The sequence below is a fragment of the Streptomyces sp. NPDC005728 genome (genome assembly GCF_040630895.1).
Lineage (GTDB): Bacteria > Actinomycetota > Actinomycetes > Streptomycetales > Streptomycetaceae > Streptomyces.
The window spans coordinates 32,511-46,978 of record NZ_JBEXYL010000027.1 but is presented as its reverse complement, the minus strand read 5'-3'; the positions used below and the strand labels follow the sequence as shown (position 1 = coordinate 46,978).

The following is a 14,468-nucleotide window of genomic DNA, read 5'->3' as shown; positions in this document are numbered from 1 at the left end:
CGCGGGGCTGGAGACCGCGCCGCTGGCACCCTGACCCGCGCGGCCGCACAGGGTCAACACGGTTTCAGAGCTCGCGGCCCACCAGGAAGTCCAGCAGGCGGCGCAGCTCGTCGGCGGCACCGGCGGCCGGTGGCAGCTGGGCGAGCAGCTCCCGTGCTGCCGCTGTCTGCGCGCGGGCCTCGGCCAGCGCCGCCGTACGGCCGCCCGCCTCCTCGACCAGCGCGGCCGCCTCCGCGGTCCGGCCGGGGGAGTCCAGGAGTGCGGGCAGGTGACGGCCCGCGGGAGAGCCGAGCGCGGCCAGGACCGGGAAGGTCTTCTTCCGCTCCCGCAGATCGCCGCCCGCCGGCTTGCCGGTGACCGCCGGGTCGCCCCAGATGCCCAGCACGTCGTCCACCAGCTGGAAGGCGATGCCCAGATGCCGTCCGGCACGGTCCAGCGCGGCCACGGCCGGCTCGGGCGCCCCGCCGAGCCGCGCCCCCAGCGCTGCGGCGCAGCCCAGCAGCGCACCCGTCTTGTGCTCCGCCATCGCCCGGTACTCCTCGGGCGTCACCCGCTGCGGCCCGCTGAACGGGCGCGTGGCGAACAGCAGGTCGTCGGCCTGCCCGCGCACCAGATCGGCCAGGGCGGCGGAGAGCATCCGCACGGCACCGGTACCGCCCGGCGCGGCGGCCAGGGTCTCCACGGCCAGCGCGAACAGGGCGTCCCCGGCGAGGACCGCGGGACCCGTGCCGTACGCCTTCCACACCGCGGGGCGGCGGCGCCGGGTCGCATCGCCGTCCATGATGTCGTCGTGCAGCAGGGAGAAGGCGTGCACCAGCTCCACCGCGACCGCCGCCGGGACCCCGGCCCGCCCGTCGGCACCCGCCGTCTCCGCACCGAGCACCGCCAGCGCCTGCCGTACGCCCTTGCCGCCCGGCGCGGCGGCGGGCGCGCCGCCGACCTCGCACCAGCCGAAGGAGTACGCGGCCATCTCGGCCACCCACGGATGCAGCCGTCCCACCGCCTCCGCCAGCGCGGGGCGCACCAACTGCCGGCAGCGGTCGAGGACGTCGGGGGCCGAGGGCGGCGCCTGCACCGCCGAGGAGAGCGCGGTCACCGTACGACCTCCGCGGTCAGGCCGAACTCGCGCTGCGCCCGGGACACCATCTCCCGCGCGTGCCTGAGCCCGCTCCGCTCCAGCACCCGGGCCAGGTCGGTGAGTTCGGCCGCCGTCTCGGCACGGTCATGGCCGAGGCGGGCCAGCGACTTGGCGAGGCCCAGCCGGGCCAGCGCCTCGCCGCGCGGCTCGCTCATCGCGCGGAACTCCGCGAGCGCCTGCTGGTACAGGTCCCGGGCCTCGGAGTAGCGCCCGGCGCGGTAGAAGACGTTGCCGCGCATCTTGTGGTTGTAGGCGAGCGCGCTGGACAGGTTCATCGCCCGGCAGGTGGCCTCCGCCCGCGACAGCAGCTCCAGCGCCCGCTCCGTGTTCCCGTCGCGGACCGAGAGGACGTCGGCGAGTCCGCGCAGCGCCCAGGCGTGGCCGCGGTGGTCCTCGGCCCGCTCGGCTATCTCCGCCGCCTCTTCGAAGAGCGTGTACGCCCGGTCGTGGTCCCCGGTGTTGCGGTGGATCTGCGCGATGCCCTCCAGCGCCCACACCGTGTGCCGGGCCTCGCCGCGCCTGCGAGCCTCGGCCAGCAGCTGCTCGTGCAGCCTTCCGACCGCCTCGTAGTCGCCCTGGATGCGGCCGGTCTCCGCGAGGCCTGCCAGTGAGTAGCCGCGGACAACGATGTCGCCGCCCTGCTCGCCGAGTTCGGCCGCGAGTCCCAGCAGCCGCCATGCCAGCGGGAACGCGCCGCGCTGCCGGGCGAGGGTGCCGCCGCTCCACAGCGCCCACGCCATCGCGGCCGTGTCCCCGGCCGCCCGGGCGGCCCGGTAGCTCGCCTTCCAGGCCCGGTCGGCATCCCGCACCTGGCCGAGCCTCCGGTGCGCCTCGGCGACGGCGAGCCCGCAGCGGGCCACCTCGTCCAGGTGGCCGGACCGCTCGGCCTCACGCAGCCGCTCGGTGCCCTCGGTCAGGACGTCGACCAGCGAGGAGTTCACGGACAGGGTGGTCAGGGCGCCCTGGTACTCCGGGGCGAAAGCCTTGCCGTACATGCATGCCTTTCTATGCACGACGTGTATACATGATGTGTATAGTGCGCCGAAAACATGCCCTGACCCAGGGGGCCAGGGCTTGGTCTGTTGTCGGTCAAGACGCCGGTACGGCGCAGGGGGTTGCCTGTGAGGCGTAGATCACCTCACCGGGCGTCAGTGCTGCTGTGCCTTCTGCGGAGTCGCCTCGCTCGGCCGCACCACCACGAACCCCTCGCCCTGGAGCATCAGCTGCACGGCCTCTCCGGAACCGCCGCGCAGCATCGAGCCGATGGACTGGGAGCGGTGCAGGGAGGTCTGCAGATGCGCGGTCCAGCCGACCACCGCGTCCGTGTCCACGTACACCGGCTGCTGGGCCGAGACCGGTATGACCAGCGGGTTGCCCTCGCAGACCAGGCCGAGCCGGCCCTGTCCGGTGAACACGCTGTTGAACAGGCCGCCGCCCGCGATGCCCGAGCCCTTCACGGTCTTGATCTCGTACGACAGTGAGGCGTCGAAGCACAGCACGTTGCGGCCGTTGACGGTGAACTGGTCGCCCGGCTCCACCTCGACGATGAAACAGTTCTGCGCCTCGTGCGCGAACCACACCTCGCCCTGCCCGCGCACCGCCATCAGTGGCAGTCCCTCGCCCGTGACCGCACGCTTGAGCATGCCGCCCACGCCCTGGCCCTTGCGCTCGAACTGGAGGCCGCCGCGGTAGGCGATCATCGCGCCCTGGCGGGCGTACATCTCGCCGCTCACCGCGTACTTGATGCACTTGGCGTTCTCGACGGACATGCCCGGCTCTACGGCCGGCTGCACCACGTGCTGACTGGAAAAGAGGTCACCCTTCATGCGGGGCATGGTGTCCCGGAAGGTGTCGTTCCGCCAAGATCGCGGAACGTAGCCGTTCAGCCACCGAACAGCTGGGCCCAGTAGGTGCCCGCCCGGCCGCCGCCCGTGAAGCCGACGCCGATGTGGGTGAACTCCGGTTTGAGGATGTTGGCGCGGTGCCCCGGGCTGTTCATCCAGCCGTCCACCACCTCGGCGGGGGAGCGCTGTCCGCAGGCGATGTTCTCGCCGATGGTGCGCCGGCGTGAGCCCGCGGCGGCGGCCCGGTCCCAGGGCCGGCTGCCGTCCGGTGAGGTGTGTGCGTAGAAGTCGCGGGCCACCATGTCCGCGCAGTGCGCCTGTGCGGCCCGGGTGAGCGGCGGGTCGGCCGCCAGGGGCGGCAGTCCGGCCCGCGCCCGCTCGGCGTTGGTCAGCGCGACGACCTCGGCAGCCGTCCCGGACAGGTCGCCCGGTGAGAGAGGCCTGGCCCACAGCGCGGTCCAGTACCGGTCGCCCGCGTCGGTGCGGGCCAGGCCGACATGGGTGAAGGCCGGGCCGAGGAGCGTGTGCCTGGCCTCGCCGGTGCGCAGGCAGTAGGCGACGAACTCGGCCGGGGTACGCGGTCCGGAGACGAGGTGCTCGCCGACGGTGACGTACGCGTATCCGGCGGTACTGATGCGCTGATGGACCGACACGCCGTCCAGCCCCTCCGCCGCGAGCCGCCCCATGGCCGCCATCGCCGAGACGTGGGCGCGGGCGGCGGAGGCGAGGCGAGCGTCGAGTGACACCGGAGGCGAACCGGCCTGCGTGCGGGCGGAGTTGACCAGTCCGAGGAATCCGTCGGAATCCGGGGCAGGGGCCGGCTGCGGAGCGTCGTCGACGAGGTTCACCCCGAAGTCCCGGGCGAGCCCCGCCAGCCCGTCGGCGTACCCCTGCCCGATCGCCCGCAGCTTCCAGCCGGAACCCCGCTGATACAGCTCCGCGAGCAGCAGGACGGTCTCCTGCTCGGGGCGCGGCGGGGCGAATCGGGCCACCGGGCGGCCGGAGCGGTCGGTGACGTCCAGCCGGGGCGCGGGCAGTCGGCCGAGCGGCGTCCCCGGCTCGGCCGCGCTGACCACCACCGTGACCCGGGTGGCGCCGGGCCGCAGCCGTACCGGATCGACGGCGAGGGTGTCCTCGCGCAGTCGCACACCGGGCGCCTCCGGCTGGTTGTAGAACACGAAGTCGCCGTCGCCCCCGACCTTTCCGCCCCCGTCGGTGACGAGGGCGGACACATCGAAGGGCCCGGAGACCCGCAGCCGCAGCGCGCCGCCCGGCAGGGCCAGATTGCCCCCGGGAACCAGCTCGCTCATCACAGACCGGGAAACGCGCGACGGGGGCGGGGGAGTTCCCGGTCCGGAGCGGAGGAACCTCTCCCTACTCCTCCGTGTCCCGCACCACGACCGCCGGGCCGCGCAGTGCCTCCTTCTTGCCGCAGAACGCGGACTCCAGCGCACCGGCGAGCGTGCCGAGCACCTTCCCGTTGTTGGACGTGTTGGCGACAGCCGTGAGACTGCGCTTGCCGTCCTTCGTGGCGAAGGCATAGGTGTAGTACCCCTGCACCGTCCCCGTGTGGCCGTACACGGAGATCCCGCAGGACAGGTCACGGCGCCGGAGCCCGAGCCCGTACCACGTCGTGCTGTCGACCCGCGTGAACCGCTGCATCTCGGCGAGCTGTGCCTGGGACAGCAGCTTCCCGCCGAGCAGCGCCGAGTAGAAGGTGTTCAGGTCCCCGGCGCTGGAGATGACGGCGCCCGCGCTCTGCGCCCACGACACCGTCTGGGCCGTCGCGTCGACCAGCCCGGCACCGGGCGCGTCCGGGGTGAGGTAGCCGCGGGCGAACCGGCCCGGGATCGCGGTGTCGGGGTGGACGTAGAAGGTGTCCCTCAGCTTCAGCGGTTCGACGATGCGGTTCTCGTACGCGGTCTTCACGGAGTGCCCGGTGAGCTTCTCGATGAGCAGGCCCGCGACGACGAAGTTCGTGTTGGAGTAGGAGTAGGCGGCGCCGGGCACGTTGGTGCGGGGCTTGTCCAGGGAGAGCTTCACCAACTGCCGGTAGGTGAAGACCTTGTTCCGCACCGCCTCGAAGCCGGACACGGTGTCGGCGAACATGTCGTCGGTGTAGTCGTACAGGCCGCTGCGGTGGCTCAGCACGTGCCGTACCGTGATGCGGTCGTCGGGCAGCAGCCCGGGCAGATAGCGGTTGACCGGCGCGTCCAGGTCCAGCCGGTGCTCGTCGGCCAGTTGCAGCAGGACGACGGTCGAGAAGGATTTGGTGACGCTGCCGACGCGGAAGCGGTCGTCGGTGCTGATGCCCTGCCGCGTGGTGCGGTCGGCGACGCCCCGGGTCACCCGGTACGTCCTGCCGTTGTCGTCGACGCGGGCCAGCGCGCCGGGCGCGCCCTGTGCCACCGCGGAGCGAAGCACCGCGTCCAGGCCCGTCGTGTCGGGCGCCGGCAGTGCCGCCGGCGCGGGATCCGCCGCTCCCGTCGCTGCCTGCGCCGGTACCGCGATCAGCGACAGCACGATCGCCCCGAGGACCGCACCCCTGCTCACCGTTGCTGAGACCATCCGGCTCTCACTCCCGTCCCTGCCGTTTGATGCGACATCGATCACATTCCGGCCTGGAACCTAGGGGATTGAGGCAACGTCTCCACAGTCGACACACAGTTGGTCATTCAGTGATCACTCTGTGGCGCACATTCGTAAAGGATTGTCATAGAAAACCGCGAAATGGATCATTCCGTCTTTACGTGCGCATGACTCGTCCGCGAAGGTTGGCCCTCGGGGCCCGACCAGCCCCCATGGCGCCCAACGGGGCCATGTATCAAGGCGGTTGGTGATCCCGGCCGCCTTCGAACGAAGGAACCCTGATCAGATTGCGTAGACCGCACATACGCAGCGTGGCGGTCGCCGTCGCGGTGACGACGGCTGCCACGGGCCTGGCCGGTACGGCCTTCGCGGGTCCCTCCACGGGGGTGGAGCGGTCCGCCGCTTCCACCGCCTCGACGGCCACGGTGGTGGTGGAGGCGGCGCGCACCGCGGCCTTCGCCCACACCGCGGCGACGGGCGTCTCGCAGGGCGACGAACTCCACGCCCAAGACGTGATGATCGACCCCGAGGGTGCGCGTCACGTCCGATTCGTCCGCACCCACAACGGAATGCCGGTGCTCGGTGGCGACCTCATCGTCCACCTGAACCGGCAGCTGGCCTACGCGGGTGTGACCCGTGCGGCCGACCACTCCGTCAAGCCCGCCGCCACCGAGGCCAAGCTGACTGCCGACCAGGCCGCGGCGAAGGCCGCCCAGGCCGCCAAGGGCGACGCGGGTGACGCCGAGCTGGTGGTGGACGCCCGCGGCGGTGCCTCCGCCCTCGCCTACCAGGTGTCGGTGACCGACAGCAGCTCCGCCGACGGCGGTTCCCGCACGGTCGTCATCGACGCCGTCACCGGCAAGGTGCGCAGCAACACGCCCGACGCGGACCAGTTCCTGTCGCCGAAGCTGCGCGACACGCTGGAGAAGCGCGGCGAGACCGCCGCCCCGGCCACCGGCATCGGCTCCGGCTCCGACGCCTCCGCCGGCCTGCTCGGCTCGGGCGTCTCCGGCGTGACGCGCTACCCGGCGCCCGCGAAGGGCACCGGCAAGACCCTCTTCGTGGGCAACGTCGGCCTCAGCACCACGGCGACCTCGCGCGGCCACTACCAGCTCAAAGACCCGTACCGGTACGGCACCGAGACGCGGGACGCCAAGGGCTCGGACACGGAGAAGTTCAGCGCGGGCGCGAAGTTCACCAACACCACCAACGTGTGGGGCAACGGCAAGACCACCAGCCGTGCCAGTGCCGCCGCGGACGCCCAGTACGGCATCACCAAGACGCTGGACTTCTACAAGAGCGCCTTCGGCCGCAAGGGCATAGCCAACAACAGCAAGGCCGCCCAGGCCATGGTCCACTGGGGCAAGAAGGTCGGCAACGCCTTCTGGGACCCGACCTGCAACTGCATGCTGTACGGCGACGGCGACGGCCAGGTCTTCAAGAAGCCGCTCGTCGTCCTCGACGTCACCGGTCACGAACTGACCCACGGCGTGGTGGAGGCGACCGCGAAGCTGGAGCCGACCTTCGTCGACACCCGCGGCAACCAGTACGGCGAGCCCGGCTCGCTGAACGAGTCGCTCGCGGACATCTTCGGCTCCAACGTGGAGTTCTACGCCAAGAACACCAAGGACACCGCGGACTACCTGATCGGCGAGAAGCTGGGCCTGGACCAGAAGTTCCTGCGCCGCCTCGACCACCCCTCGCTCGACAAGCTCGAGGGCACGATCGACTACTGGTCGCCGGACACGTACTACACCGAGGTGCACGCCGGGTCCGGTGTCTCCTCGCACGCCTACTACCTCCTCGCGGAGGGCAGCGGCAAGAAGAAGATCGGCACGGTCACCTACGACTCGCCGACCTACAACGGTGCCACGGTCAAGGGCATCGGCCGCACCAAGGCCACGGCCATCTTCTACCGTGCGCTGACCCGCTACATGGTCTCCACCACCGACTTCCACGACGCGCGCGTCGCGACGCTGAAGGCGGCCAAGGACCTGTACGGCGCGAACAGCACCGAGTACAAGACGGTGGACAAGGCGTGGGCCGCGGTCAATGTGACCGCCGCCAACACGCCGGCCGCCCGTCACTGACGGTCGGCAGCGCACACCAGCACCACCGGATGCCCCGCCTCGCGCGGGGCATCCGCATGTCCGGCTCCGGCCCCCGGGGCCGGAACGGCAGATCGCCTCCGGGCGGGAACCGCAGGTCGGCAACTGCCCCCGCAGCAACCGCTGTTTCTTTTATTGACAGCGGAAAATAATGGCCATAGGTTCCCGGCCATGCGCTCGACCCCCGCCGCCGAGACGTTCCCGGCCCACACGCCGGCCGCCTCGCAGGTCTTCACGACGGTCCTCTCCCACGGCCCGCTCACCCGCCTCGACGCGGGCCGCCGGGCCGGACTGTCCCCGGCCGCCGTCACCAAGGCCGTCCGCCCCCTGCTGGAGGCCGGCTACCTGGTGGAGGGCGCCGACGAGGAGGCCCGCCCCGCCCTCGGCCGGCCCGCCAACCTGGTCCGGGTCAACGGTGAACGGGCGCTGTTCATCGGCGTGAAGGCGACCGGCGGCGAGCTGATCGCCGTCCTGACCGACCTGTGCTGCCGCATCCGCCTCGCCCGGCGCGTCCCCCTGCCGGACCGGTCGCCCCACAAGGTGCTGGCCTCGACCGCCGTGCTCGTGCAGGAACTCCTCGGCCACGCCGCAGAGTCGGGCGCCCCCGTCCTCGGCCTCGGCATCGCCGTCTCCGGCGACGTCGACCGCGCCGAGGGCGTGGTGCGCTACTCGCCCTTCCTGGAGTGGCGGGACGTACCGCTCGCCGAACTCGCCGCATCGGCCTGCGGGTTGCCGGCGATCGTCGACAATGACGTGCGCGCGCTGACCGTCGCCGAGCAGTGGTTCGGCGCCGGAGCCGGCCTCAACGACTTCGCCGTGGTGACCGTGGGCGCCGGCATCGGCTGCGGACTCGTGGTCCACGGGCAGGTGGTCGCCGGCGCACACGGCGTGGCGGGCGAGATCGGCCATGTCGTCGTCGACCCGGCAGGACCGCCCTGCCACTGCGGCAACCGCGGCTGTGTCGAGGCGATCGCCGGGGACGCCGCGATCGTCGCCCGCCTCCGCGAGGTGACCGGCCGTCACATCACCGGCAGCGTCGAGGCGGTGGACCTCGCCCACCGGGGCGTCCCCGGGGCCCGCGAGGTCTACGCACGGGCGGGGGAGGCCATCGGCCGGGGCATCGCCACCGTGGCCAACCTGCTCGGACCCGAGCGCGTGATCATCTCCGGCGAGGGCCTGGCCGCCTACGACCTCTTCGCCGAACACATCCGCGACGCCTTCACCGCGGCCGCCTTCGGCTCCGCCGCGCAGTGCGACGTACAGACCCGCCCGCTCCCCTTCGAGGAGTGGGCCCGCGGCGCAGCCGCCACCGCGATCCAGTCCTTCATCACCTCGACTCCCCCCAGTGGAAAAGGCTGAGCCGCCCCGACCCGAACCCACCAGGAGGTACGACCCATGTGGTCACCCTCGTACTCCGTCCTGCCCGCACACGGGCTCAGAGCCGCCGTCGTCCTGGCCCTCACCGCGGGCATGACCACCCTCGCTCCGGCCGCCGCACACGCCGACGCCCCGTCGGCCCCGGCCGCCAAGCCGTACATGGGCTGGTCGAGCTGGAGCATGCAGTCGTCCAAGTACCCGGGCCTCAACCCCGACGGCGACTACAGCTACCTCACCGAGGCCAACGTCCTGAAGCAGACCGACGCCCTGGCCGCCAAGCTGAAGAAGTACGGCTACACCTACGTCAACATCGACGCGGGCTGGTGGCGGGACAACACCTGGAAGCCCGAGTTCGACGCGTACGCCCGCCAGAAGCCCGACCCGGCCCGCTTCCCGCACGGGATGAAGTCGGTCGCCGACCACATCCACGCCAAGGGCCTCAAGGCCGGTATCTACCTGCCCGTCGGCCTGGAGAAGGAGGCCTACGGCGACGGCAGGGTGCCGATCTGGCACGCCGACGGATGCACCACCGCCGACATCGTCTACGGCGACCTGCGCACCACCAACGGCTGGGACAGCGCCTACAAGCTCGACTTCTCCGAGCCGTGCACCCAGAAGTACGTCGACTCCCAGGCCCGGTCGCTCGCCGACTGGGGCTATGACTTCCTCAAGCTCGACGGCGTCGGCCCCGGCTCCTTCAAGAGCGGCGACAACTACGACAACGTTGCCGACGTGGCCGCCTGGCAGAAGGCGATCGCCGCCACCGGCCGGCCCATCCACCTGGAGATCTCCTGGTCCCTGGACATCGGGCACGCCGCCGACTGGAAGAAGTACTCCAACGGCTGGCGCGTCGACACCGATGTCGAGTGCTACTGCAACACCCTCGTCAGCTGGGAGAACTCCGTCGACGACCGTTTCGACGACACGCCCGGCTGGACGAAGCACGCCGGACCCGGCGGCTGGAACGACCTCGACTCCCTCGACGTCGGCCACGGCGCCATGGACGGCCTCACCAAGGCCGAACGGCAGACCTACGCCACACTGTGGGCCATCGCCAAGTCCCCGCTGTACACCGGCGACGACCTGACCAAGCTCGACGGCTACGGCCTCTCCCTGCTGACGAACAAGGAGGTCATCGCCGTCGACCAGGGCGACACGCCGCCCGCCCGCCCGGTCACCCCGTCCGACCCGCAGCAGGTGTGGGCCGCGAAGAACCCCGACGGCAGCTACACCGTCGCCCTGTTCAACCTCGCCGACGCCCCCTCCGCCGTCACCGCCGACTTCTCCACCCTCGGCTTCACCGGCAAGGCGGCCGTCCGCGACCTGTGGAACCACGAGAACCTCGGCTCCGCCACCAACAGGATCACCGAAGCGCTGCCCGCACACGGCTCCCGCCTGTTCACCGTCACCCCGCGCGGCAGCGCCCTGCGCACCACCGGCTACGAGGCCGAGTCCGCGGGCAACACCCTCAGCGGCAACGCCTCCGTCGCCGACTGCTCCGCCTGCTCCGGCGGCAAGAAGGTCGGCAACCTCTACCTGGGCGGCGAGCTCCGCATCGACGACGTCGTCGTCGCCGAGGCCGGCACCTACCTGGTGAGGGTCGCCTACGTCAGCGGTGACGCCCGCTCGGTCGACGTCTCCGCCAACTCGGGCGGCAGCACGAGCCACAAGTTCCCCTCCACCGGGGACTGGGGAAGCGTGGAGACCGTCAGCGTCCCCGTGACGCTGCGGGCCGGCACCAACTCGATCACCTTCGACAGCGGTTCGGGCTACGCACCGGACATAGACCGCATCGACGTCCCCACCGCCCCCCGCCGGTGATCGGAGCCGACATGGAGACCCCACCCAGCAGACGCGGCTTTCTCACCGTTGCCGCCGCCACCGGAGCCCTCGCCGCACTGCCCGCCTTCACCGCCACCGCCGCACCCCGGCGGCCCACCGAAGCTCCCGCGCCCGACCCCCGCCACCAGCTGTGGTGGCGGGCCCCGGCCGACGAGCACTCGATGATCGAGCGGGGCCTGCCCGTCGGCAACGGCCGGCTCGGCGCCCTCGCAAGCAACGACCCGGGCCGTGAACTCCTCCTGGTCACCGACGCCACGATGTGGACCGGCGGCCCGAACGACACCCTCGACTCCGACGGACAGTTCCCCTACGGCCGCGCCGACTTCGGCTCCCTCACCCTCCTCGCCCGCCTCACCGTGGACCTCCCCGACCACGACCTGGGCGCCGTCACCGGCTACCGCCGCACCCTCGATCTCGCCCAGGGCGTGGTGACGACGTCGTACGTCCGCTCCGGAGTGACGTACCAGAGGCAGCTGTTCGCGAGCCGCCCCGACGACGCGATCGTCCTGCACTTCACGCAGCAGGGCGGCGGACGCCACACCGGAACCGTCACCCTCGAAGGCACACACGGCGAGAAGAACACGAGCGCCACCTCCTTCGCCGGCACCTTCGCCAACGGGGTGAGGTACGGAGCCGCGATCACGGCGTACGGCAGCGGTGGCACCGTGCGGGTCACCGGCACACATGTCAGCTTCTCGAACTGCAGGGAGCTGACCGTGGTGGTCAGCGGCGGCACCGACTACGCGCCCGACGCCGCTGCCCACTACCGCGACCCCTCCCTCGACCCCGAGGCACTCGCCCGCGCCAAGGTCCGTGCTGCCGCCGGCCACGCGGCGGACACCCTCCTGCGCACCCACGTGGCCGACCACCAGGCGCTGTACGAACGGTTCGACATCCGCCTCGGCACCTCGACCGCCCAGCAGCGCGCCCTGGACACCTGGGAACGGATCAGCGCCCGTGCCCTGGACGACGCACCGGACCCCGAACTCGAAGCCGCCTACCTCCAGTTCGGCCGCTACCTGATGATCTCCGGCTCCCGCGGCAGCCTCCCGATGGGCCTCCAGGGACTGTGGCTCGACGGAAACGACCCGGACTGGATGGGCGACTACCACACCGACATCAACATCCAGATGAACTACTGGTTGGCCGACCGGGTCGGCCTGCCGTCCTGCTTCGACGCGTTCACCGACTACTGCGTGGCCCAGCTTCCCTCCTGGACCGACCTCACCAGGAGACTCTTCGACGACCCCCGCAACCGCTACCGCAACTCCAGCGGGAAGAACGCCGGCTGGACCGTCGCCATCTCCACCAACCCCTTCGGCGGAGGCGGCTGGTGGTGGCACCCGGCGGGCAATGCCTGGCTGTGCAACTCCCTCTGGGAGCACTACGAGTTCACGGCGTCGCGTGCCCACCTGAAGAAGATCTACCCGCTCCTCAAGGGCGCCTGCGAGTTCTGGGAGGCGCGGCTGCTCACCCACACCCTGCCGGACAGCGGCCGGGAGGTCCTCATAGCCGACAGCGACTGGTCACCGGAACAGGGCCCGCTCGACGCCAAGGGCATCACCTACGCCCAGGAACTCATCTGGGCGCTCTTCGGCAACTACCGCACCGCGGCCGCCGAGCTGGGCCGGGACGCCGACCACGCCCGCACCATCGGCACCCTTCGCGACCGCCTCTACCTCCCGGCCGTGAGCCCGAAGACGGGCCGGCTGGAGGAGTGGATGTCCCCCGACGACCTCGGCGAGACCACCCACCGGCATCTGTCCCCGCTCATCGGGCTCTTCCCGGGCGACCGCATCCGGCCCGACGGCTCGACCCCCGCCGCCCTCGTCGACGGAGCCACCGCGCTGCTCACCGCCCGCGGCATGAACAGCTTCGGCTGGGCCAACGCCTGGCGCGCCCTGTGCTGGGCCCGGCTGAAGGACGCCGGCAAGGCCTACCAGCTGATCGTCAACAACCTCCGCCCGTCGAGCGGTGGCAGCAACGGCACCGCCCCCAACCTCTTCGACATCTACGAGGTCGACAAGGGCCGGGGCATCTTCCAGATCGACGCCAACTTCGGCACCCCGGCCGCGGTGGCGGAGATGCTGCTGTACTCCCGCCCCGGCCACCTGGAACTGCTGCCCGCGCTGCCGGACGCCTGGGCCGACTCCGGTTCGCTCACCGGCGCCGGGGCCCGTGGCGGCTTCGTCGTCGACCTGCGCTGGCAGGACGGGAAACCCACCGAGGTGCGGATCCGCAGCGTCGGCGGCACCATGACCTCCGTGGGGTACGCAGGCACGTCCCGGACGGTCCGCCTCAAGCCGGGCGAGTCCGTCACGCTCAAGGACCTCGCCCGGTGACCGGCCGGCTCGGGCGCGTCTGCCGGACCGCCGCCGTCCTGCTGGCGGCCGTCGCCTGCCCGTCCGTACCCGCCCATGCCGCCGCCCGCCCACCCGCGGCCACCGGCCCGGCCTCCGGAGTCGTCACCTGGGCGGCCAGTGCCGACCGCCTGGGCGAGGGCAGCGCCGACCGCGGCTACCGGCTCGTCGTGCACACCAGCGTCGGCGGCAGTGACCTGCGGGTCCGCCTGTCCAACGCCTTCGGTGACCGCCCGCTGACCCTGGACGGCGTGTACGCCGGCCTGCAGAGCCAGGGGGCTGCACTGAAACCCGGCACCAACCGACGGCTGACCTTCGGCGGATCCCGCACGGTCACCGTTCCGGCAGGCGCCGTCGTGTGGAGCGACCCGCTGCCCGGAACGCTCCCCGCCGCGGTCAACCTGCTCGTCAGCCTCCACACCCCGGACGCGGCGGGCCCGGCCACCGGTCACGGGATGGCGATGCAGACGTCCTACCTCGCCCAGGGCGATCACACCGCCGAGGACTCGGCGGCCGACTGGACGCAGCCGACCGGCTCCTGGTGGTACCTCGACGCCGTCTCCGTACGCCCGCCCGGCACCGCCACCGGTGCCGTGGTGGCCCTCGGCGACTCCATCACCGACGGCTGGCAGTCCACCACCGACCTCAACCGTCGCTGGCCCGACTACCTGGCCCGGCGCCTGAGCACGGCCGCCACGACCGTCAAGGGCGTCGCCAACGAGGGGATCTCCGGCAACCAGGTGCTCGCCGACGGCGCCGGGCAGAGCGCCCTCAACCGGCTGGACCGGGACGTCCTCGCCCAGCCCGGCGTGCGCACCGTCCTCCTCTTCGAGGGGGTGAACGACCTCAAGGCACATACCGGGGTCACCGTGACGGACCTGATCGCCGGATACCGGGACATCGTCCGGCGGGCACACGAGGCCGGGACCTGCGTGGTCGCCGCGACCGTCGGACCGTTCAAGGGCTGGTCCGAGTGGGACCCGGCCGCCGAGGCCGTACGCCAGGGTGTCAACCGGTTCATCCGCACCAGCGGGGAGTTCGACGCGGTCACCGACTTCGACCGCACCTTGCGCAATCCCTACGACCCCGAACGGATCCTGCCCTTCTTCGACAACGGCGACCATCTGCACCCCAACGACAAGGGAATGCAGGCCATGGCCGACGGCGTCGACCTGGGCGGCCTCTCCTGCACCCGCTGACGCGCCGGAGC

General features: G+C 71.7%; 10 protein-coding genes. 5 read left to right on the top strand and 5 right to left on the bottom strand.

Going from position 1 to position 14,468, the window contains the following annotated elements; all coding sequences use genetic code 11:
* Positions 1–64 precede the first annotated feature (64 nt).
* The 5 genes from ABZ471_RS19930 to ABZ471_RS19910 form a co-directional block, all read right to left on the bottom strand.
* Entirely contained in the window at positions 65–1,096 is a 1,032-nt protein-coding gene (locus ABZ471_RS19930; protein WP_359068090.1) for a polyprenyl synthetase family protein, read from the bottom strand.
* Positions 1,093–2,133, bottom strand: coding sequence for a tetratricopeptide repeat protein (locus ABZ471_RS19925; protein WP_359068089.1), 1,041 nt, complete (start codon positions 2,131–2,133; stop codon positions 1,093–1,095). The genes ABZ471_RS19930 and ABZ471_RS19925 overlap by 4 nt, the downstream gene beginning before the upstream one ends.
* A 153-nt stretch (positions 2,134–2,286) precedes the next feature.
* A complete protein-coding gene (locus ABZ471_RS19920) occupies positions 2,287–2,964 on the bottom strand; it encodes an AIM24 family protein (RefSeq protein ID WP_359068088.1) in 678 nt (225 codons plus the stop codon).
* A gap of 56 nt (positions 2,965–3,020) precedes the next feature.
* A complete protein-coding gene (locus tag ABZ471_RS19915) occupies positions 3,021–4,292 on the bottom strand; it encodes a CAP domain-containing protein (RefSeq protein WP_359068087.1) in 1,272 nt (423 codons plus the stop codon).
* 64 nt (positions 4,293–4,356) lie between these two features.
* Positions 4,357–5,550 carry a serine hydrolase domain-containing protein gene (locus ABZ471_RS19910; protein ID WP_359068086.1) on the bottom strand — a complete coding sequence of 398 codons (1,194 nt, stop codon included), beginning with the start codon at positions 5,548–5,550 and terminating at the stop codon, positions 4,357–4,359.
* Positions 5,551–5,882: 332 nt separating this feature from the next.
* Between ABZ471_RS19910 and ABZ471_RS19905 the strand changes: the two genes are divergently transcribed.
* The 5 genes from ABZ471_RS19905 to ABZ471_RS19885 all read left to right on the top strand — a co-directional run bounded on the left by ABZ471_RS19905 (position 5,883) and on the right by ABZ471_RS19885 (position 14,457).
* A complete protein-coding gene (locus ABZ471_RS19905) occupies positions 5,883–7,661 on the top strand; it encodes a M4 family metallopeptidase (protein WP_359068085.1) in 1,779 nt (592 codons plus the stop codon).
* Positions 7,662–7,850: 189 nt separating this feature from the next.
* Positions 7,851–9,038: an ROK family transcriptional regulator gene (locus tag ABZ471_RS19900; RefSeq protein WP_359068084.1), complete on the top strand. Its 1,188-nt coding sequence runs from the start codon at positions 7,851–7,853 to the stop codon at positions 9,036–9,038.
* Between the two features lie 36 nt (positions 9,039–9,074).
* Entirely contained in the window at positions 9,075–10,877 is a 1,803-nt protein-coding gene (locus ABZ471_RS19895; protein ID WP_359068083.1) for a carbohydrate-binding protein, read from the top strand.
* An 11-nt stretch (positions 10,878–10,888) separates the two neighbouring features.
* Positions 10,889–13,240 (top strand): glycoside hydrolase N-terminal domain-containing protein, encoded by a 2,352-nt coding sequence (locus ABZ471_RS19890; RefSeq protein ID WP_359068082.1) that lies wholly within the window; start codon positions 10,889–10,891, stop codon positions 13,238–13,240.
* Complete coding sequence (locus ABZ471_RS19885) at positions 13,237–14,457, top strand: SGNH/GDSL hydrolase family protein (RefSeq protein WP_359068081.1); 1,221 nt, start codon at positions 13,237–13,239, stop codon at positions 14,455–14,457. The genes ABZ471_RS19890 and ABZ471_RS19885 overlap by 4 nt, the downstream gene beginning before the upstream one ends.
* Positions 14,458–14,468 lie beyond the last annotated feature (11 nt).

What these genes read in the sequence shown, in the direction of transcription:
- ABZ471_RS19915 (WP_359068087.1), bottom strand. Translation starts at nt 4,292, where the DNA reads ATGAGCGAGCTGGTTCCCGGGGGCAATCTGGCCCTGCCGGGCGGCGCG.
- ABZ471_RS19910 (WP_359068086.1), bottom strand. Translation starts at nt 5,550, where the DNA reads ATGGTCTCAGCAACGGTGAGCAGGGGTGCGGTCCTCGGGGCGATCGTG.
- ABZ471_RS19895 (WP_359068083.1), top strand. Translation starts at nt 9,075, where the DNA reads ATGTGGTCACCCTCGTACTCCGTCCTGCCCGCACACGGGCTCAGAGCC.
- ABZ471_RS19920 (WP_359068088.1), bottom strand. Translation starts at nt 2,964, where the DNA reads ATGAAGGGTGACCTCTTTTCCAGTCAGCACGTGGTGCAGCCGGCCGTA.
- ABZ471_RS19890 (WP_359068082.1), top strand. Translation starts at nt 10,889, where the DNA reads ATGGAGACCCCACCCAGCAGACGCGGCTTTCTCACCGTTGCCGCCGCC.
- ABZ471_RS19900 (WP_359068084.1), top strand. Translation starts at nt 7,851, where the DNA reads ATGCGCTCGACCCCCGCCGCCGAGACGTTCCCGGCCCACACGCCGGCC.
- ABZ471_RS19925 (WP_359068089.1), bottom strand. Translation starts at nt 2,133, where the DNA reads ATGTACGGCAAGGCTTTCGCCCCGGAGTACCAGGGCGCCCTGACCACC.